This window comes from Spiroplasma endosymbiont of Halictus nicosiae (genome assembly GCF_978018445.1).
Window position 1 is genome coordinate 1625387 of record NZ_OZ389573.1, and the last position, 16771, is coordinate 1642157.

A 16771-nucleotide genomic window follows, 5' to 3' on the forward strand; every position below is an offset into this window, starting at 1 on the left:
TCCTAAAATTCTAAATATTTAGAAATTACTTTAAATATGACCATACATTTTAAAAGCTTCAAATATTTATCTACTATAAATATATCATAAAATTAAATTTCATTCACAATTGCTAAAATAATTGGTGTTTTTCCTGTTTCTGTTTTAACAAATGAACTAATTGTCGATCTAATTTCATTTTTTACTTCATTGACATCATACATTTCACCAACAACAGCTTTTTTATAATGTTTCTCAATAATTTCAATAATAACTTTTTGCATTTTACGGAAAATATCATTATTTTCTTGAATATAAATTACTCCTCGCATTTGCGTGTCAATTAAAGAAACCAATTCCTTTGTTTTACTATCAATTGAAACTCCTATAATAACAACTCCATCAGTAGCTAATTGCTTTCGTTCATTTAAAACAACTGCTCCAATGTCACCAACGCCAATCCCATCAACATATAAATCAGCGGTTTTTACCTTATTGCTTTTTTTCGTATATTCACTATCAATAAATTCAAGACCTTCGCCATTATCAACAATAAAAATATGTTCTGGATTAATCCCAACTTCAATTGCTGCTATTTTTGCTTGCACAAAATCTTTATATAAACCTTTCACTGGCACAAAATATTTTGGATTAATAATTGAACTCATTAATTTAACATCTTCATAACTTGCTGTCATTGTTCAAACTTTTTTATCCGATAAAGCAATTGTTTTTGCGACAGTTCGTGCTAATTCATCTAAAACATTGGCATGATTTAATTCACTTCCTGGGTTTGGCGGTGTTGCTAAAATAATTGTATCACTTTCTTTAATATCTAGAATATCATCATTACCAGAAGCAATTTTAATCAAACGACTATATAAACGTTCTCCACTACCAGTTACAATAATTAATGATTTTTCTTCTTTAACTGCTTCTTGTAATCCTTTTAAATTAATTCCATTGAAATTTAGTTTTTTACTATCCGATAACACTTTTAATGACTCTAATAAAGTTTGACCATAAATTCCAACTGAAATATTATTTTCACGAACTAAATCAAATAACTCACTAATTTTATGTAAATCTTGATCAAAACAAGCTAAAATAATACGATCTTCTGTTTCTTTAACAGCTCGTTCAACATAATTTTTAATCTTATGGTTTGGTGCTGTATAATCACGGCGTGAAGCTGATGAGGCTTCTGATAAAAATAATAGTACCTTATTTTTAGCAATAATTTGATTTAAATGTTGTAAATCTGTTGCAAAATTAGGGTCTGCTTTAGCATCAAAAATATAATCTCCAGTATAAATAATTGTGCCATCAGGTGTATGCAATGCAAAACCAAAACTATTTGGCATATTTGTTGTTGTTGAAAATACTTCAACCCTGCATAAACCAAAATCAAGAATATCTTTTGCATTGATAACATGAAAACATTCTTCTTTCCCACGAACTTTAAAACGTTGTAAATGGAATTTTAAAATATTACAAGTTAAATCACTTCCATAAACTGGGAGTGCCAATTCTTTTAAAATATAAGTAAGTGCTTCAGAACATTCATCCGAAGGTTTTGTAATAAAAACACCTTTAATTCGAGTACGATTTTCCTTTAGATAATCAAAATTAGGAATTACTACATCAATTCCTAAAATTCCACGTTCCGGATTTTTTGTTCCCGCATCAAAAATAAAAATATCTTGTTCTACCTCAATGCAGTATAAATTTTTACCTCGCTCGTCTAATCCACCAAGAGCGAAAAAATTAATTTTTGCCATAATTAAAATCGTCTACTTTCTATTCGCTGTTCATTAATTAATACTTATTTACTTTTTTTTAAATGTATTTATACATTTTTCCCCTTAATACAAATGTAATCTCTCTAAATAAATGTAATCTTAATTATTATACATTACTATTTAAAAAATATCCAAATAATCGGAAAAATATCATATTTATATTATCATAACACATTTTTTGAGTTAAAATAATAATATTTAAAAGGATGTGAAAATAATCTTGAAAGCAATTTTTCCAGGTAGTTTTGACCCAATTCATGATGGTCATCTTAATATTATTAAAAAAGCAAGTACTCTCTTTTCAAAATTATATGTTGTAATTACGAATAATTTAGAAAAATCAAATCAAACAAACATTAAAACGCGTGCTGAACAAGCTGCCATAGCTTCTCAAAATCTTAATTTAAATATTGAAATTGTTATTAATGACCAAATGTTAACTAGTGATTTTGCTAAACAATTAGGGGCTAAATATATTATTCGAGGCCTACGAAATAATAACGATTTAAAATATGAAATGGAATTAGCTTTTGCTAATAAACAATTAAATAAAGATCTTGAAACAATTTTTTTTATTGCCGATTATGATTTGAATGAAATTTCTTCAACTTTTTTAAACCAAATTAAGCAATTAAAAAAATAAAAAAATATTGAGTTTCAATATTTTTTATTTTGTGTTTTATTTTCCTAATAAATTAAACATATTTTGTTTATAAATCTCAACTCCTGGTTGATCAAATGGATTTATCTCTAACAAGTAAGCTGACATTGCACAAGCTTTCATAAATCAATATGCTAAATAACCAAACATTTTATCATCCATTGTTGCAAATTCTAAAACAATATTTAGAATATGCCCAACTTTTGTATGAGCAGCAACAACGCCTTCAACAGCAATGGTATTTACTTCATGCAATCTTCTTCCAGCGAGATAATTTAAACCATCGGTATCTACTGCTGCTTTTGGCAGGTTAAGATTAATTTGTGGTTCTTTAATTGCAATAACTGTTTCAAATAAAATATTTTTTGTCCCTTCTTGAATGAATTGGCCAAGAGAATGTAAATCTGTCGAAAAAACACACGATAATGGTAGTAAACCCTTTGAATTTTTTCCTTCTGATTCCCCAAATAATTCTTTCCATCATTCGGTAATCATTTGCATTTGTAACTCATAAGTTACAAGCATTTCTGCTTTATATTTTTCCTCTTGATTTAAAATATAACGTCCAACAGCATATTTATAGGCATGATTAGTAAAATCATCAATTAAAGTATCTTGATAAGTTTGTTGTGCTTCTTTAAAGAGATTATCAACATTAATACCACTTACTAACATTGCAAAAATACCAACTGGGGTTAACACTGAATATCTTCCCCCAATGTCATCCGGAATAACAAAGGTTTGATAACCTGCTTTATCAGCTAATATTTTTAGAGCACCTTTCTCTTTATCTGTAATAGCAACAATTAAGTTGGCTGCTTTTAGGCTTCCTTCTTTTTTTCTAAAAGCTCTTTGCAAAGACGAAATGCAATTGCTGGCTCAGTTGTTGTCCCTGATTTAGACACAACACAAATTCCAAATTTTTTGTCTTGAAAATATTTCAAAACTTGTGTTGTATAAGTTGAAGACATTGTATTTCCAATATAAATGATTTCTATTTTTTGTTAACTATATAACCTATTAATCATTTCAATTGCTGCTCGCGCGCCAAGATAACTCCCGCCAATTCCAATTACCAATAAAACATCAATTTCACTAGCTAATTTCTTTGCTGTTTGTTTCATTTTTGCAAGCTCTGCTTGATCATAATTATTTGGTCACTCAACTCAACCAAGAGAATCATTTCCTAATCCTGTTTTATTATGAATCATTTGGTGAATATCTTTAACTCGCCCTAAATATTTGTTAAAAACAGATTCGGCTAATGCATTAGTAAAATCTACTTTAATCATTTTAATAATATGCCTGCTTTCTATCTAAAAAACCTTACATTTGTAAAAATTTTAATTTATTTACTTGTTAGTGAATTAATTTTTTCACTTAACATTTGGAATCCTACTCCTGTTTCTTGAATTTGACTATTATTCTTTTTCAATAATTCAGGTCGGTAATTCTTATAACTTAATTTTACTTGTTTCTTAACTGGGTCATAGTCTAGTACCTCTACTTCAACATTGTCACCAATATTAACAAATTCTTTGATATCTCTTACATAGTAATCTGAAATCTCACTAATGTGGATTAATCCAACAGCATTTTTTAATTCACAAAATGCACCAAACGGTGTAATGTTTGTAACTTTTGCAAGAACTTTACTTCCTTTTATATACATAATTCGTCACATCCCCTTTCTGAAACTGTACTAATTATAACGCTAGAACTATGAAAATCATTTTCTAAATAATAAAATATTTTGCATAAATATCTAGCATAAAAAAAGTATCGTTTATTATTTTAATAAATTAATTCGATACAATCCATTATTTTCGCTATTATTTTCTTCTTGTTCGGTCTTTTCTTCTTTATATGAATCAGTGTAATTACAATTTGGATAATTAGTACACGCCTTAAAACGTTGACGTCGCTTATTAAATTTTAAAATAATTTCACCAACGCCGCATTCTGGACAAAAACCAAATTTTAGACCAGTTTGATGAATATAACGACATTTTGGAAACCCTGAACATGCAATAAATTTCCCGTATTTTCCATACCGATATACTAAATCATTTCCACATTCTGGACATTCAATCCCCACCTTCTCAACTGGAATTTCTTCCATTAATTCCATTGCTGCTTCAATGCGTGGTTCAAATCGTTCTCAAAATTCTTTTAATAATGGTTTTGGTTCTGCGTCACCGTGTGCAATCACATCCAAACTTTCTTCAATTGTTGAAGTGTATGTTTCGTTAATAATATCACTAAAATATTCTTGTAATTTATCACTTGTTAAAATCCCTTTTTCAGTTGCTTTAATTGCTTTGTTTTCTGCAATAATATAACCACGATCTTTTAATGTTCGCATAATTGGTGCATAAGTTGATGGACGTCCAACCCCAATTTCCTCTAATGTCTTAATTAATTTCGCTTCAGAGTAACGACTCAGTGGTTTAGTAAAATGTTGAATTCCATATAATTCATTTAAATTAATAATTTGATTTGGTTTTAACATTGGTAACTTTGCAATTTCTTCATCACCTTCTAAAACATAACATTTTAAAAACCCATCAAATTGAATCGTACTTCCTCTCATCCGAAATTCATAATTATTATTATCTAAAATAATTGCTTTACTTAATAACTTTGTATTCGCCATTAAACTAGCTAACGCACGATTATAAATAATTTTATATAAGCGTAGTTGATCACGACTTAAATATTCTTTTGCCGCTTCTGGTGTCATTGTTAAATCAGTTGGACGAATTGCTTCATGAGCATCTTGCACATTTTTTTTATTTTTTGGTGGTGTTTTAACTTCGCCTAAATATTCTGTTCCATACTTAATTGTAATATAGTCAAAAGCATCCTGAACAAACTTATCACTTAATCGAATTGAATCTGTCCGCGGATATGTTATAAATCCAGTAATATTATCTTTAACTTTAATTCCTTCGTATAATTGCTGAGCAATTAATGATGTTTTATTTGAAGCAAAACCCATTTTACTACTTGCTTCTTGTAACATTGTTGAAGTAGTATGTGGATTCGGTGATTTTCGCTGTTTTTCACTTTCTTTAATTTGAACAACAACAAAATCTTTTTTTAAAACTTTTTTAACTTTTAGAACATCTGCTTCTACTTTTAATTCAATTTTTTCATCCTTAAATTTTGTTAATTTAACAACTGCCTTTTTATATAATCCTTCAACAGTCCAATATTCCTCTGGCACAAAATTTTGCCATTCTTTTTCTCGTTCAACAACTAACTTTAAAGCAACCGATTGTACTCGTCCTGCTGATTTTGACTTAATCTTTTTCTGTAACAATTTGCTTAAGCGAAAACCAATAAAACGGTCTAAAATTCGTCGAGTTTCTTGTGAATGAACTAAATTCATATCTAAATCTGTTTGATTTTGAAATGCATCTAACACTGCTTCTTTTGTAATTTCATTAAAGCGAACACGGCGAGATTTGTCACCACAATTTAAGACTTCATTTAAATGATAAGCAATTGCTTCTCCTTCTCGGTCAGGGTCGGTTGCTAGAATAACCAAATCTGCTGCTTTGGCTTCTTGTTTTAATTTTTTAACAATTTCTTTTTTTCCACGTTCCATTTTATAACTTGGTTCAAAGGTTTTAATATCTACTCCTAATCCATACTCACCTTTTGTTGATAAATTACGAATATGTCCTTCTGATGATAAAACTAAATAATTTTCGCCAAGATATTTTTCAACTGCTTTTGTTTTAGTTGGGGACTCCATTATTACCAGCGTCTGTGCCATGTTTTCTCTCCTTTTTTTAAAACACATCAATAATTATTATACATAATATTTTAAAAAACTATTTTGAAATTTATTATTCTAAATTAAAGTATTTTTTTTATTTTAGCAATTATTGTATCAATTCCTTCAGTAACACTAGGAACAGTAAAATACAAAATAAGAGTTATTGCAATTAATAATAAAATAACACCTAAAACACTGATCATAATTCAAAAAGCTTTAGCATTAAATTTTGATTTAGTAACTACTCCAAATTTATTTTTTTAATTTTTTTTGTTTTATTTTCTTTTGCATGATAAAAATTTTCAATTAATTGATCATATTGTTTTTCTGTCAATCCAAATTGGGCCATTGCTTCATAATGATCCATTTTAAGATGACCATATTCATGAAATATTTTTGGATAAATCTCACTAGCTCGTTTTTCCCCTAATGATGTCTTAATTATATAATCCTTATATGTCCCAAAAGCTGGTTTTGTATCCTTTACTTTATATTAATATCAATAAAGGCTATTTCATCATCTAAAACATCTGTTTCTATTATTTCTGGATTAGATTCTATTAAATCAAATTCTGGTGATTTGACACCTAAAAAATCATGAATATCTTCATCAGCAATCTTATTAACATCATTACTTAATGGTAAACTTGGACAACGAAAATCATTATAATATCATTCTGTCCCTAATGGAATACGAGAATTATAAGGAGATAAATAATAATCTTCTCTAACAGGTTGAGATTAATATTGAAAATTATCATTAATTCTAGCATTATTGGCTAAATTATTAAAATTTTGTCCAACATTATGTGGGCTATATTGATATTGTTGTCCTAGTGACAAACTTTGATTTAGTTGTAGTCCTGTCATTGGATACTGAATAATTGGAGAATATTGATATTGTGCAAATAACGGTGGATATGGAGGTTGCGGAATTGAATAGTGAATTAATGGTGGTGTTCCACACCCATAAGAAGGAAAAACAGGATATTGATAATAATTAAAAAAATTCGGATGGTGATTAATCCGACAATTATTGTGACAATTACTGCTATGACCCTTTTTACTGTTTTGACACATATGTTTACCCTACTTATATTAATCGCTTATATTTATTATATCATAAAATAATGTTTTCTTCTATTAGCGTTATTAATAAAGATGCTGTTTTATTTTTTGGGGAAAATAAAAAAGGGTTATCTTATTTATAATTAGTTTATTAAAAAATTAATTAGAAAGGTACCCTATATCTTATGATTATAAACCAAATATCAAACTTACTAAATAAATTTAAAATTGATTTACCTACTTTATTTAAATTTGCTAAAGTAGAAATTACACCTAAAAATTTATTAAAATGATTTCAACATAAAAATATTTATTTTTTAGAAAGAATTATTAAATCTGCAATTGAATTAATTGATTACAAACTATTAAAATCTGAATATGTCCAAACGCGTTTTTTTAAAAGGATTGTTTCAAAGAACAATTATTTTTCAACATGGAAAAATCACATTTTATCGGTAAAAATATTTAATAAAACCAGAATATCAAAATAAAAATAATCCTAATTATGTATATTTCTTAGATACTCAAATTAAAATTGATAAATATTAAAAAATTGATCGTGAATTTCAGATTGAAATTGAAATAATAAGAATTAAACTTTCATTAGAAAAAATAATATTAAATATTTTATGAAATATTTTTTCTATTTTAAAAATTTTTCATATATAATTTTACTAGACTATAAAATTACTATCAAACTAATATTAAATACATATCTTTAAATAATTAAATTATATTAAAACTTACAGAGAGGAATTAACAAAAATGAACAAAGCAATTTTTTGTGATTTAGATAAAACTTTATTTGATAATAACCGAAATTTTAGTCCGCTTACATTAGAAACAGTTAACTTAATTTAAGCAAAAGGAATTCCCTTTATTCCGTCAACAGCACGAGCAGCAAAAAATGCAATTGAAGTTGCACGACAATTAAACGTGGATAAATATGGTGGTTATGTTGTATCAAACAATGGTTGTAGCATTTATTCATTTAAAACAAATAGTTTTTTATTAGATATAAGGTTGACAAAAGAAGAAATTAAGGAAATTTTTAATTTTACTTATCAAAAATATAAAACTTCTTTTTTTAGTAAAAATAGTACTTATGTTAATGAATATAATGAAATAACTCATAAATGAACAACATAAACACAAACAAATTATCATATTCTGACTAACCCAGAAGAAATTACCGAAAATATTAAAACAATTGGAATATCATTGGAAGTTGGTTTAAATGATAAGCAAGCTAAAACTTTCATTAAGGACTTGCAACAATTATGACCTAAATTAGATGTGGTATCATACTATAAGAACACATTTTTTCAAATTTCTTGCAAAGGAATTTCAAAAGGAAGTGCCTTACAATTTTTAGCGCAGCATTTAGGCGTTGATGTTGCAAATACTTATGCTTTTGGTGATTCACATAATGATCTTTAATTAATTCGAGATGCAGGACATGGACTTGCTGTTTCTAATGCTATTGATGAGTTAAAAGCAATTGCTGATGAAACTATATTATCAAATCAAGAAGATGGTCCAACCAAATATTTGCGCCAACATTTTGATATTTAAAGCAATTATTAATTATTTTAAAAAATAAACAAGAAAAATATAAATTAAATGCTACACAACAAAAATTTGAAGAAAAAAATATAAATAGATTATTATGTATAAAAATAAAAAAAGTATTTATGGAAATATTGTAGATATAAATAATAAGCAAACTTTGAATATGGAAAAAAGTGTACATAAAAAATAAAATTGCTTTAGGATTGAGTTATTCTGTGTTCAACAGAGCTCAATCCTTTTAATTTGCTTTGTGATCTAATTTCATTATAAAATTTAAGATATTCTGAAACCATTCAATATACATATTCTTTATTTCTAAAAATACGTTTTAATGTTTCAAAAAATCAATTTTAAAAGTTTTAAATCAAGAATCTGTATGACCATTATCTGGTGAAGAACCTCTTCGTGACATTGAAATTGTTATTCCTATTTTTTTACACAAGTTTGTAAACATAAAGTTTGTAGAATTCATATTTTAGGTTTTCTCGCTTTTACTCAAGCATTAATTATATTTTTTATTATAAAAAGCATATCAAGCATTTTCCTAATTTGATAATCTAAAATTTCATTTGTATGAAAATCTTTTACTATTGATAAGTAATATGTTTTATTATTAATAGTTAAATATGTGATATCTGTCCCAATTTTTTGGTTAATTCCAGTTGTTGAAAAATTTCTATTTAAAATATTTTCATATCTTAATAGACCAAAAAGTTTTTTACAATTAAATTTTTTCTTTCTGATTATAACTGTTAATTTCATTTTTAAATTATATAGTTTTTTAAACATAATATAATCATGTTGTAGTCATAAATACCGTTAAAATTATGATACATTGTTTGTATAATATCCGCAATTAAGTTATTTCATTTATTATATTTTGGTTTTCCCAATCATAATCAGTTATGATAACCAGTTCTAGAAACCTTAAATACTTTACACAATAATACAATTGTATAAATATTAGATCACTCATAAATTTTTTTATACTTTTTTTACACTTAGGAATAAATACTTTGATAATTTTTTAAATTATTTTGCATATTTATAAATTTTTTTGTCATTAACTCTAATGGTGTATTGGTAACAGAATGTTTCCTTTTTATGTTTTTAACTTGTGTTTCGTGACCTCATTCTAAACTTTTTTTCACCTTTTAAATTATATGTTTTAATTCATAAATAAATTGTATTTCGTGAAATATTATATTCCTTTTAAAATAATTTTACTGTTTTTTCACTTTTTCATATAAAAAACATCTTTTTAATAAAGTTTTAATATAATTTTTATTTTTTATGTCTACTTTATTTTAGATGTTCACTTTTTTACTTTACTAAATTAATAATTAACAAATTGATAATACATCAACATATTCCAAGTTATGTGCTTTCGCAACTGGGGCAAAAACAAGTTTACCTTCAACTGTCTGAACTCCTTTTCGAATTGGCGGATGTGTTTTACATAATGTTTTAAAATCAGTATTCGCAATTGCTAGAGCATATTGGATTGTGGCATTTGTTAAAGCAATCGTACTTGTTCTTGGGACTGACCCTGGCATATTTGCTACTGAGTAATGAATGACATCATGCATAATGAAAGTTGGATTATCATGGTTTGTTGCCTTAGTAATTGTTTTAACACTGCCACCTTGGTCAATAGCAACATCAATAATAATACTATTTTTTTTCATTTTTTTGACCATTTCTTCCGTTACTAATTTTGGTGCTGATGCTCCTGGAATTAAAACCGTTGAAATAACAACATTACTTGCTAAAACTTATTTTTCAATATTAGCATGGTTAGATTTTAAAATATGGACTTATTTGCCAAACAAGTGATACAATTGTCGAATTCTATTTTCATTAAATTCAATTAATGTAACATCACAGCCAATGCTTGCTGTCATATTTGCTGCAGCTGTTCCGGCAACACAACACCACCACCAATAACAGTAACCTTCGCTCGTTCTGTTCCAGGTGTTCCATTCATTAATAAACCACTACCACTAGTTGTTTTAAACATAAAATACATTGCATTAGCAACTGCTAACCTTCCAGCAACTTCACTCATTGGTCTTAACAATGGCAATGAATTATCTTCAAGTTGAATTGTTTCATAAGCAATTGATGTTACTTTTGCATCAAGTAATGCTTTAGTTAATGCTTTATCTGAAGCCAAATGAAAGTATGTAAAAATAATTTGCCCTTCATAAAAATATTTATATTCACTTTCTAATGGTTCTTTCACTTTAATAATCATTTCCTTTGTTCAAACTTCGGTCGGATTATCTAAAATAATAGCTCCTGCTTTTTTATAATCATCATCAGTAAAACCGCTACCAAGACCAGCATTTTTTCAACATAAACTTCATGTTTTTGTTTTACTAGTTCAATCACGCCGCTTGGTGTTACCCTAACACGATTTTCTTGTGCTTTAATTTCTTTTGGAATTCCTATTTTCATATTTTTGTTTCCTTTCCTAATGACTTATTCATTAAATCATTATAAAATTGTCGTTTGTCATAATATGATAGTAAATAATCATCAAGTTGATTAACTAATTTTTCATTTCACTGATCATAACTTTCAAGTGAAAATATTGTCTTTCTTGTTGCTAATTTATTAGTATCTGGTTTTTTCTAATTTTTAAATAAGATAATATTAACATAATAGATACATAAAAAACAACAATAACTGCTAATCATTTTAAATAATTAGTAAAAACAGCTGGCTTAACATCTAATCCAACTTCAATGCCAACAAAAACTGTTAAAAAAGCTAATACTACACCAAGAGCCCCTCCTAGCATTAAATCAAAACCTGTTTTGGGCTGATATTTATTATTATAAGAATATGCCGCAACTGGAAAAGCTGACTTTGATGCTAATGACATAATTGGAAAAGCAACTTTAATATCTATTCCTAATAATGCAATTGTCGCTAACGCCGGAGCATATAACCCTATTCCGAATGCTTGTAAACCACAATAAACCATAAATAAAAGAAAGGCAAGTCCTAATTGTCATCCTTCTAAACCAGTTTTATTTCCACTTGGTAAAACATCTAATTGTGTTAAAATCAATAAAATCGCAACAATTGTTAGCACAATGGCCATCGTTAAACTAATATGTTTGGCACTAACTCTTTTTGTTAATTCAGCACCAACAAAACTTCTTAAAATTGCACCAACAACTAGTAGTACTAACGTTAATACTTCAACATTAATTGCCGCAACAAAAATGGTTCCAGCAATTAAGTTTGGTATCCCTAACCCAATATTTAGTGTTCCTGGTAATAATGAATCATTTTTAATAATCTTTGTTGCTTTTAATCCTGCCGTTGCAACCGCAAAACTACCAACTCCAATTGTATATAAAAATGACCCAACAAAACCAATTGCAGTTATTTTAAAAATATTTTTTTCACGATCCATATAAGTTTTTTTAATAACTTTTAACATTAAAATAAAATAACCAATAATAACTATTAAGGTTATAAAACAATAATAAAAGCAATTAAATATTCTTTTTTTGTTAAATCAAAACTTTCATTTCTTATTTTTGGAAAATAAAGTAAATAATTAATTAATAACGTACCAATAATTAATAGTGGTAAACTAATAATGCTTATTAAGACTAAAGTTTTAGTACTAATTGGTTTTTTGGTTTTTAACTTTTTTTCTTTTAGAGCTTGTAACATTGTTGCTTGCTCTTGACTTATTTTTTCTTTAAACTTTTGATTTCACTATTTAATTTTATAAGTTCTGCTGAAACTTCTATTTTATGTGCTTTTTTAAAAGCAATATTTTTTTCAAATGTAAGCATACATAAATCAGCCATTTTTAGTATATCTTGTTTTAATTCCATCATTTTGGATTTATATAAATTTTTTAATATTTTTAAATTAGTTTGATATTCTTCTGTAGTTATTTTTTTATTCTTTTTTAACCTGGTTAAATCTGTTAAATGATTTTTAAAATCTTTTTTTAAGGTTTTTAATAGTGTACTAAAATAATATAAATCAGTAACAAAATTATCCAAATTATCTTCTTGTGTTAATATTTAATGTTAAATACTATTTAAATCCTCTTTCATTCTTTACCTCTGTGCCTAAAATAGTTAATATCTTCTATTGTTTTAGACTTGATTATATCACATTTTTCTTCCTTGAAATGATGGTTGTATTAAATTTTATTATTTTATAAGCTATTAATAAACAGTTTGATTAATTGTTTTTTCTTAATTTAATTATTACTCAAATTTTGAGAAAAATATTTTTTTTAAAAAAAATTTCTAATTGCTATTTAACCCTTGTTCTTATTAACTTTACGATAATAAAAACCTTTTTTTAATTTTACTTCCTAGAAAGTGTAATTTTTTTAAAAAAGGTTTAAATAATTCCTATGAATTTATTTACTAATTGTTGTACCAACTTTACCAGCTAATGCTACTTTAGCTTGTGCTAATTCAGCAATGATTGCTATTTTTTGCAATCCAGAACTAGCAAACTTCATTGCAGCTTGTACTTTTGGTAACATACTACCTGACGCAAATTGATTTTCTGTAATATATTTTTCCGCTGCAGTTAAAGTTAAAACATCTAATGCTTTTTGGTTAGGTTTTCCATAGTTGATTGCAACTTTTGCTACCGCTGTTAAAATAATCAATTTATCAGCTTTAATTAATTCTGCTAACTTTGCACTAGCAAAATCTTTATCAATAACAGCAGGAACTCCTTGAAAAGCAGTCCCTGTTTTCACAATGGGAATACCTCCACCAGCAACGGTAATTACAATATGTCCTTGCTTAATTAAATCTTCGATAATTTCTTTTTCAACAATATCAATTGGTTGTGGTGATGCAATTACTCGGCGTCATCCCCGTCCAGCATCTTCCTTAACAGTAAAGCCATTTTTTTCAGCTAATGCTTTTGCCTCTGCTTCAGGATAAAATGCGCCAATTGGCTTTGTTGGATTATTAAAAGCAGGATCTTTCTGGTCAACTTCAACTTGTGTTACAATTGTTACAACATTTTTCTTAATTTTATGTTTATTTAATTCATTTAAAATTGCATTTTGCAAATGATAGCCAATATAGGCTTGTGACATTGCTCCACATTCGGGAAATGGCATCATTGGAATTTTATTATTAACATGAGCTGCTTCATCAAAAGCATTGTTAATCATTTCAACTTGTGGTCCATTCCCGTGCACAATAATTAATTCATCACCATTTTCAATAATGTCGACCATTGCCTTCGCAGTATCCTTTACAATTTCGTATTGTTCACTGGGGGAATTTCCTAATGCGTTTCCTCCTAACGCAACAACTATTCTTGCCATAATTTACATATCCTTTCTCTTAAAATGAAAACTTGCTTACTCAATTGGCATTGAGAATCAAGGAGTAGTGTTTGAAATTGGTAATAAAGTTACAATTCCTAACAAGATGATTGTTGCAACAATAATTCCAACAATTAATGGTCATGATGTTTTTATAAAACTACCATAAGGAACTTTTGAAATTGATAATGCTGCCATTAAAATTGCACTTGTTGGTGAAATTAAATTAATAATTCCACTTGCGAATTAAAAGGCAGTAATTGTTCCTGATGTTAAACCTGTTGCTAATGGGGTAGCAACAGGACCCAAAATTGGGAAAACAGTTTGGGCAAATCCTGAACTAGATGGAATTACAAATGAGATAATTAGGAAGAAGAAGGCTACCATAATAAAGCCTGTTTTCCCTAATGTTGACATTGGTGTAGATAATCCACTAACTAATTTGTTTTGCATTCCAGTATTTGTCATAATAAACCCAATCCCAGCTGCAAGGGCAATAACCAAGCAAACAGATAGAATATCAGCTGAACCACTAATAAAACTATTAACGTATTTTTCTTCTCCTTTTTAATTAATTGATGCAATAAAGAATAATGCTGAAATTTCCATAAATGATCATTGCCCTAATGGAGCAAAGAAATTAGCAATAAATGGGGCATGCTCACTAACTAATTTTGTAAAATTAACAAAGACAGGAATTCCAAATTTATCCCATCCAATTAATGAAAAAATCATTAAGACAAAACTAATTATAAAAATCGCCATAATTGCTTTTCGTTTACCATTGTATGCTGGTAAATCATCAACAATTGCAAATTCTGCTTTATAAAAATCTTTTTTTCAAATAATGGTGATTTCCCTGGTGTACGACGAACACGTAACGCATATCAAACAACAAATGAAATTCCAGCTGCTGTCAATAATAATCATGACACGGCTCTTCAAATAATTCCTGTTGTTGATGTTAAATCAGGCACACCAGCAGCAGCAACAGCAACTTGGATAACAAATGGATTTAATGTTGAACCAATACAACCAATTCCAGCACCAAATAAAATTGTCATTACCGCTGTTAACACATCAAAACCAGCAGCTAATAAAACAGGAATAATAACTGGGTATAAAGCGATTGTTTCTTCCCCCATTCCATAAGTTGTACCACCAACTGAAAATAAAAACATTACAATTGGAATAATTCAAATTTTACGGCCTTTCATTTTTGCTACTAAACGCCCAATCCCAGCATCTAATACTTTTGATTCAATAACGATGCCTAAGAAACCTCCTAAAACTAAAATAAAGACAATAACATCAATTTTACTTTTAAATCCTTGCATCGGAGCTAAAAATAAGTCAAAAATTCCGGCAGGTTCACCATTGTGAAGTTCACCATCAGCATCTTTTCATGAACCAGTTGTTCCTGGAATTCAAGAGACAATAATAATTAAGAGCGTAATTCCTAATAAAATTGTAAATGCTGTCCGCAATTTAAATTTAAACTTTTTTTTCTTTTTTTCATCCATTTTTGCACCCCCTTTAACCTTTCATAATTAATAACCTAGCCACGAATTGTTGCTAGCATTACTGCTTTAATAGTATGTAAACGATTTTCTGTTTCTTCAAAAACACGTGAATATTTTGATTGGAAAACTTCATCAGCAACTTCTAATTCGCCAATTCCACCAAATTGTTTAATCACTTGTTGCGCAGTATCCGTATTTCCATCATGGAAACTTGGTAAACAATGTAAAAAGATAGCATCTTCTTTTGGTTGTTTCATTTTTTCCATTGTTACTTGATATGGTGTTAAATCCTTAATTCTTTTTCCTCAAACAGCAGGATCTTCTCCCATTGATACTCAAACATCAGTGGCAATTGCATCAGCATCTTTTGCCGCTGTTTTATGGTCTTCAGTTAACGTAATTGACCCACCATGTTCTTTTGCAATTGCTTCTACTTTTTTCAATAATTCTGCATTTGGTCATAAATTCTTTGGCGCACACAAGCAACAAAATGCATTCCTAATTTAGCACTAACAATTATATAACTATTTGCCATATTAAAACGAGAATCACCAAAATAAACAAATTTTAGCCCTTTCATATTGCGTTGTCCTTTTTCTTCTTGCAATGTTAAAATATCAGCTAACATTTGCGTTGGGTGAAATTCATCAGTTAATCCATTTCATACTGGAACACCTGAATATTTTGCTAATGCTTCAACATCAGTTTGTTTAAACCCACGAAATTGAATTCTATCAAACATTCTTCCAAATACTTTTGCAGTATCCTCAATTGATTTTTTTTCCCCATTTGACTACCACTTGGTCCTAAATAAACAGGGTGCATTCCTAAATCAAATGCTCCGACTTCAAAAGCACATCTTGTTCGTGTTGAATCTTTTGCAAATAATAAAGCAACAGATTTTCCAGCTAATGGTTTTTGCTCAGTTCCAGCATATTTTGATTTTTTCAATTGTCTTGCTAAATCTAATAAATAATAGATTTCTCTTTGCGTGAAATCTAATAAAGTTAGAAAACTTCTTCCTTTTAAATTTACAGCCAT

Annotated in this window: 15 protein-coding genes and 5 pseudogenes; 2 read left to right on the forward strand and 18 right to left on the reverse strand. The window is 28.0% G+C overall.

The features are described from left to right. Positions 1 to 92 precede the first annotated feature (92 nt). Positions 93 to 1760, reverse strand: coding sequence for a ribonuclease J (locus ACZ91P_RS11080; protein ID WP_465156115.1), 1668 nt, complete (start codon positions 1758 to 1760; stop codon positions 93 to 95). Positions 1761 to 2001: 241 nt separating this feature from the next. Between ACZ91P_RS11080 and coaD the strand changes: the two genes are divergently transcribed. Further along, on the forward strand, positions 2002 to 2424 hold the full coding sequence (coaD, locus tag ACZ91P_RS11085) for a pantetheine-phosphate adenylyltransferase (protein WP_465156117.1): 423 nt from the start codon (positions 2002 to 2004) through the stop codon (positions 2422 to 2424). A 36-nt stretch (positions 2425 to 2460) separates the two neighbouring features. On the opposite strand, the pseudogene ACZ91P_RS11090 reads toward coaD, so the two are convergent. The 6 genes and pseudogenes from ACZ91P_RS11090 to ACZ91P_RS11115 all read right to left on the reverse strand — a co-directional run bounded on the left by ACZ91P_RS11090 (position 2461) and on the right by ACZ91P_RS11115 (position 7309). Next, positions 2461 to 3734, reverse strand: a pseudogene (locus tag ACZ91P_RS11090) (glucose-6-phosphate isomerase). A gap of 56 nt (positions 3735 to 3790) precedes the next feature. After that, entirely contained in the window at positions 3791 to 4114 is a 324-nt protein-coding gene (locus ACZ91P_RS11095) for a S1 RNA-binding domain-containing protein (RefSeq protein WP_465156120.1), read from the reverse strand. Between the two features lie 117 nt (positions 4115 to 4231). After that, positions 4232 to 6226 carry a type I DNA topoisomerase gene (gene topA / locus ACZ91P_RS11100; RefSeq protein WP_465156123.1) on the reverse strand — a complete coding sequence of 665 codons (1995 nt, stop codon included), beginning with the start codon at positions 6224 to 6226 and terminating at the stop codon, positions 4232 to 4234. 83 nt (positions 6227 to 6309) lie between these two features. After that, positions 6310 to 6432, reverse strand: coding sequence for a hypothetical protein (locus ACZ91P_RS11105; protein WP_465156126.1), 123 nt, complete (start codon positions 6430 to 6432; stop codon positions 6310 to 6312). Between the two features lie 38 nt (positions 6433 to 6470). Then, positions 6471 to 6596, reverse strand: a complete 126-nt coding sequence (locus ACZ91P_RS11110) for a hypothetical protein (RefSeq protein ID WP_465156128.1) — start codon at positions 6594 to 6596, stop codon at positions 6471 to 6473. A gap of 374 nt (positions 6597 to 6970) precedes the next feature. Beyond that, a complete protein-coding gene (locus ACZ91P_RS11115) occupies positions 6971 to 7309 on the reverse strand; it encodes a hypothetical protein (protein ID WP_465156132.1) in 339 nt (112 codons plus the stop codon). A gap of 900 nt (positions 7310 to 8209) precedes the next feature. Here ACZ91P_RS11115 and ACZ91P_RS11120 point away from each other — a divergent pair. Further along, positions 8210 to 8872: pseudogene (locus ACZ91P_RS11120) on the forward strand (HAD-IIB family hydrolase). Positions 8873 to 9066: 194 nt separating this feature from the next. On the opposite strand, the gene ACZ91P_RS11125 reads toward ACZ91P_RS11120, so the two are convergent. From ACZ91P_RS11125 to argF, 11 genes and pseudogenes are all read right to left on the reverse strand, one after another. Next, on the reverse strand, positions 9067 to 9162 hold the full coding sequence (locus ACZ91P_RS11125) for an IS3 family transposase (RefSeq protein WP_422397511.1): 96 nt from the start codon (positions 9160 to 9162) through the stop codon (positions 9067 to 9069). 133 nt (positions 9163 to 9295) lie between these two features. Continuing rightward, positions 9296 to 9658, reverse strand: a complete 363-nt coding sequence (locus ACZ91P_RS11130) for a hypothetical protein (RefSeq protein WP_465156135.1) — start codon at positions 9656 to 9658, stop codon at positions 9296 to 9298. Between the two features lie 554 nt (positions 9659 to 10212). Continuing rightward, positions 10213 to 11329, reverse strand: a pseudogene (gene ald, locus ACZ91P_RS11135) (alanine dehydrogenase). 151 nt (positions 11330 to 11480) lie between these two features. Next, positions 11481 to 12299 carry a hypothetical protein gene (locus ACZ91P_RS11140; RefSeq protein ID WP_465156137.1) on the reverse strand — a complete coding sequence of 273 codons (819 nt, stop codon included), beginning with the start codon at positions 12297 to 12299 and terminating at the stop codon, positions 11481 to 11483. A 59-nt stretch (positions 12300 to 12358) separates the two neighbouring features. Continuing rightward, positions 12359 to 12565 (reverse strand): hypothetical protein, encoded by a 207-nt coding sequence (locus ACZ91P_RS11145; RefSeq protein ID WP_465156140.1) that lies wholly within the window; start codon positions 12563 to 12565, stop codon positions 12359 to 12361. A 17-nt stretch (positions 12566 to 12582) separates the two neighbouring features. Then, positions 12583 to 12906 (reverse strand): hypothetical protein, encoded by a 324-nt coding sequence (locus ACZ91P_RS11150; protein ID WP_465156143.1) that lies wholly within the window; start codon positions 12904 to 12906, stop codon positions 12583 to 12585. 368 nt (positions 12907 to 13274) lie between these two features. Then, positions 13275 to 14207 carry a carbamate kinase gene (gene arcC / locus ACZ91P_RS11155; protein ID WP_465156146.1) on the reverse strand — a complete coding sequence of 311 codons (933 nt, stop codon included), beginning with the start codon at positions 14205 to 14207 and terminating at the stop codon, positions 13275 to 13277. 36 nt (positions 14208 to 14243) lie between these two features. Continuing rightward, positions 14244 to 14711, reverse strand: a pseudogene (locus tag ACZ91P_RS11160) (hypothetical protein). A gap of 63 nt (positions 14712 to 14774) precedes the next feature. Continuing rightward, on the reverse strand, positions 14775 to 14972 hold the full coding sequence (locus tag ACZ91P_RS11165; RefSeq protein WP_465156149.1) for a hypothetical protein: 198 nt from the start codon (positions 14970 to 14972) through the stop codon (positions 14775 to 14777). Next, complete coding sequence (locus ACZ91P_RS11170) at positions 14957 to 15730, reverse strand: hypothetical protein (RefSeq protein ID WP_465156152.1); 774 nt, start codon at positions 15728 to 15730, stop codon at positions 14957 to 14959. The genes ACZ91P_RS11165 and ACZ91P_RS11170 overlap by 16 nt, the downstream gene beginning before the upstream one ends. 35 nt (positions 15731 to 15765) lie before the next feature. Further along, positions 15766 to 16771 (reverse strand): annotated as a pseudogene (gene argF, locus ACZ91P_RS11175) (ornithine carbamoyltransferase).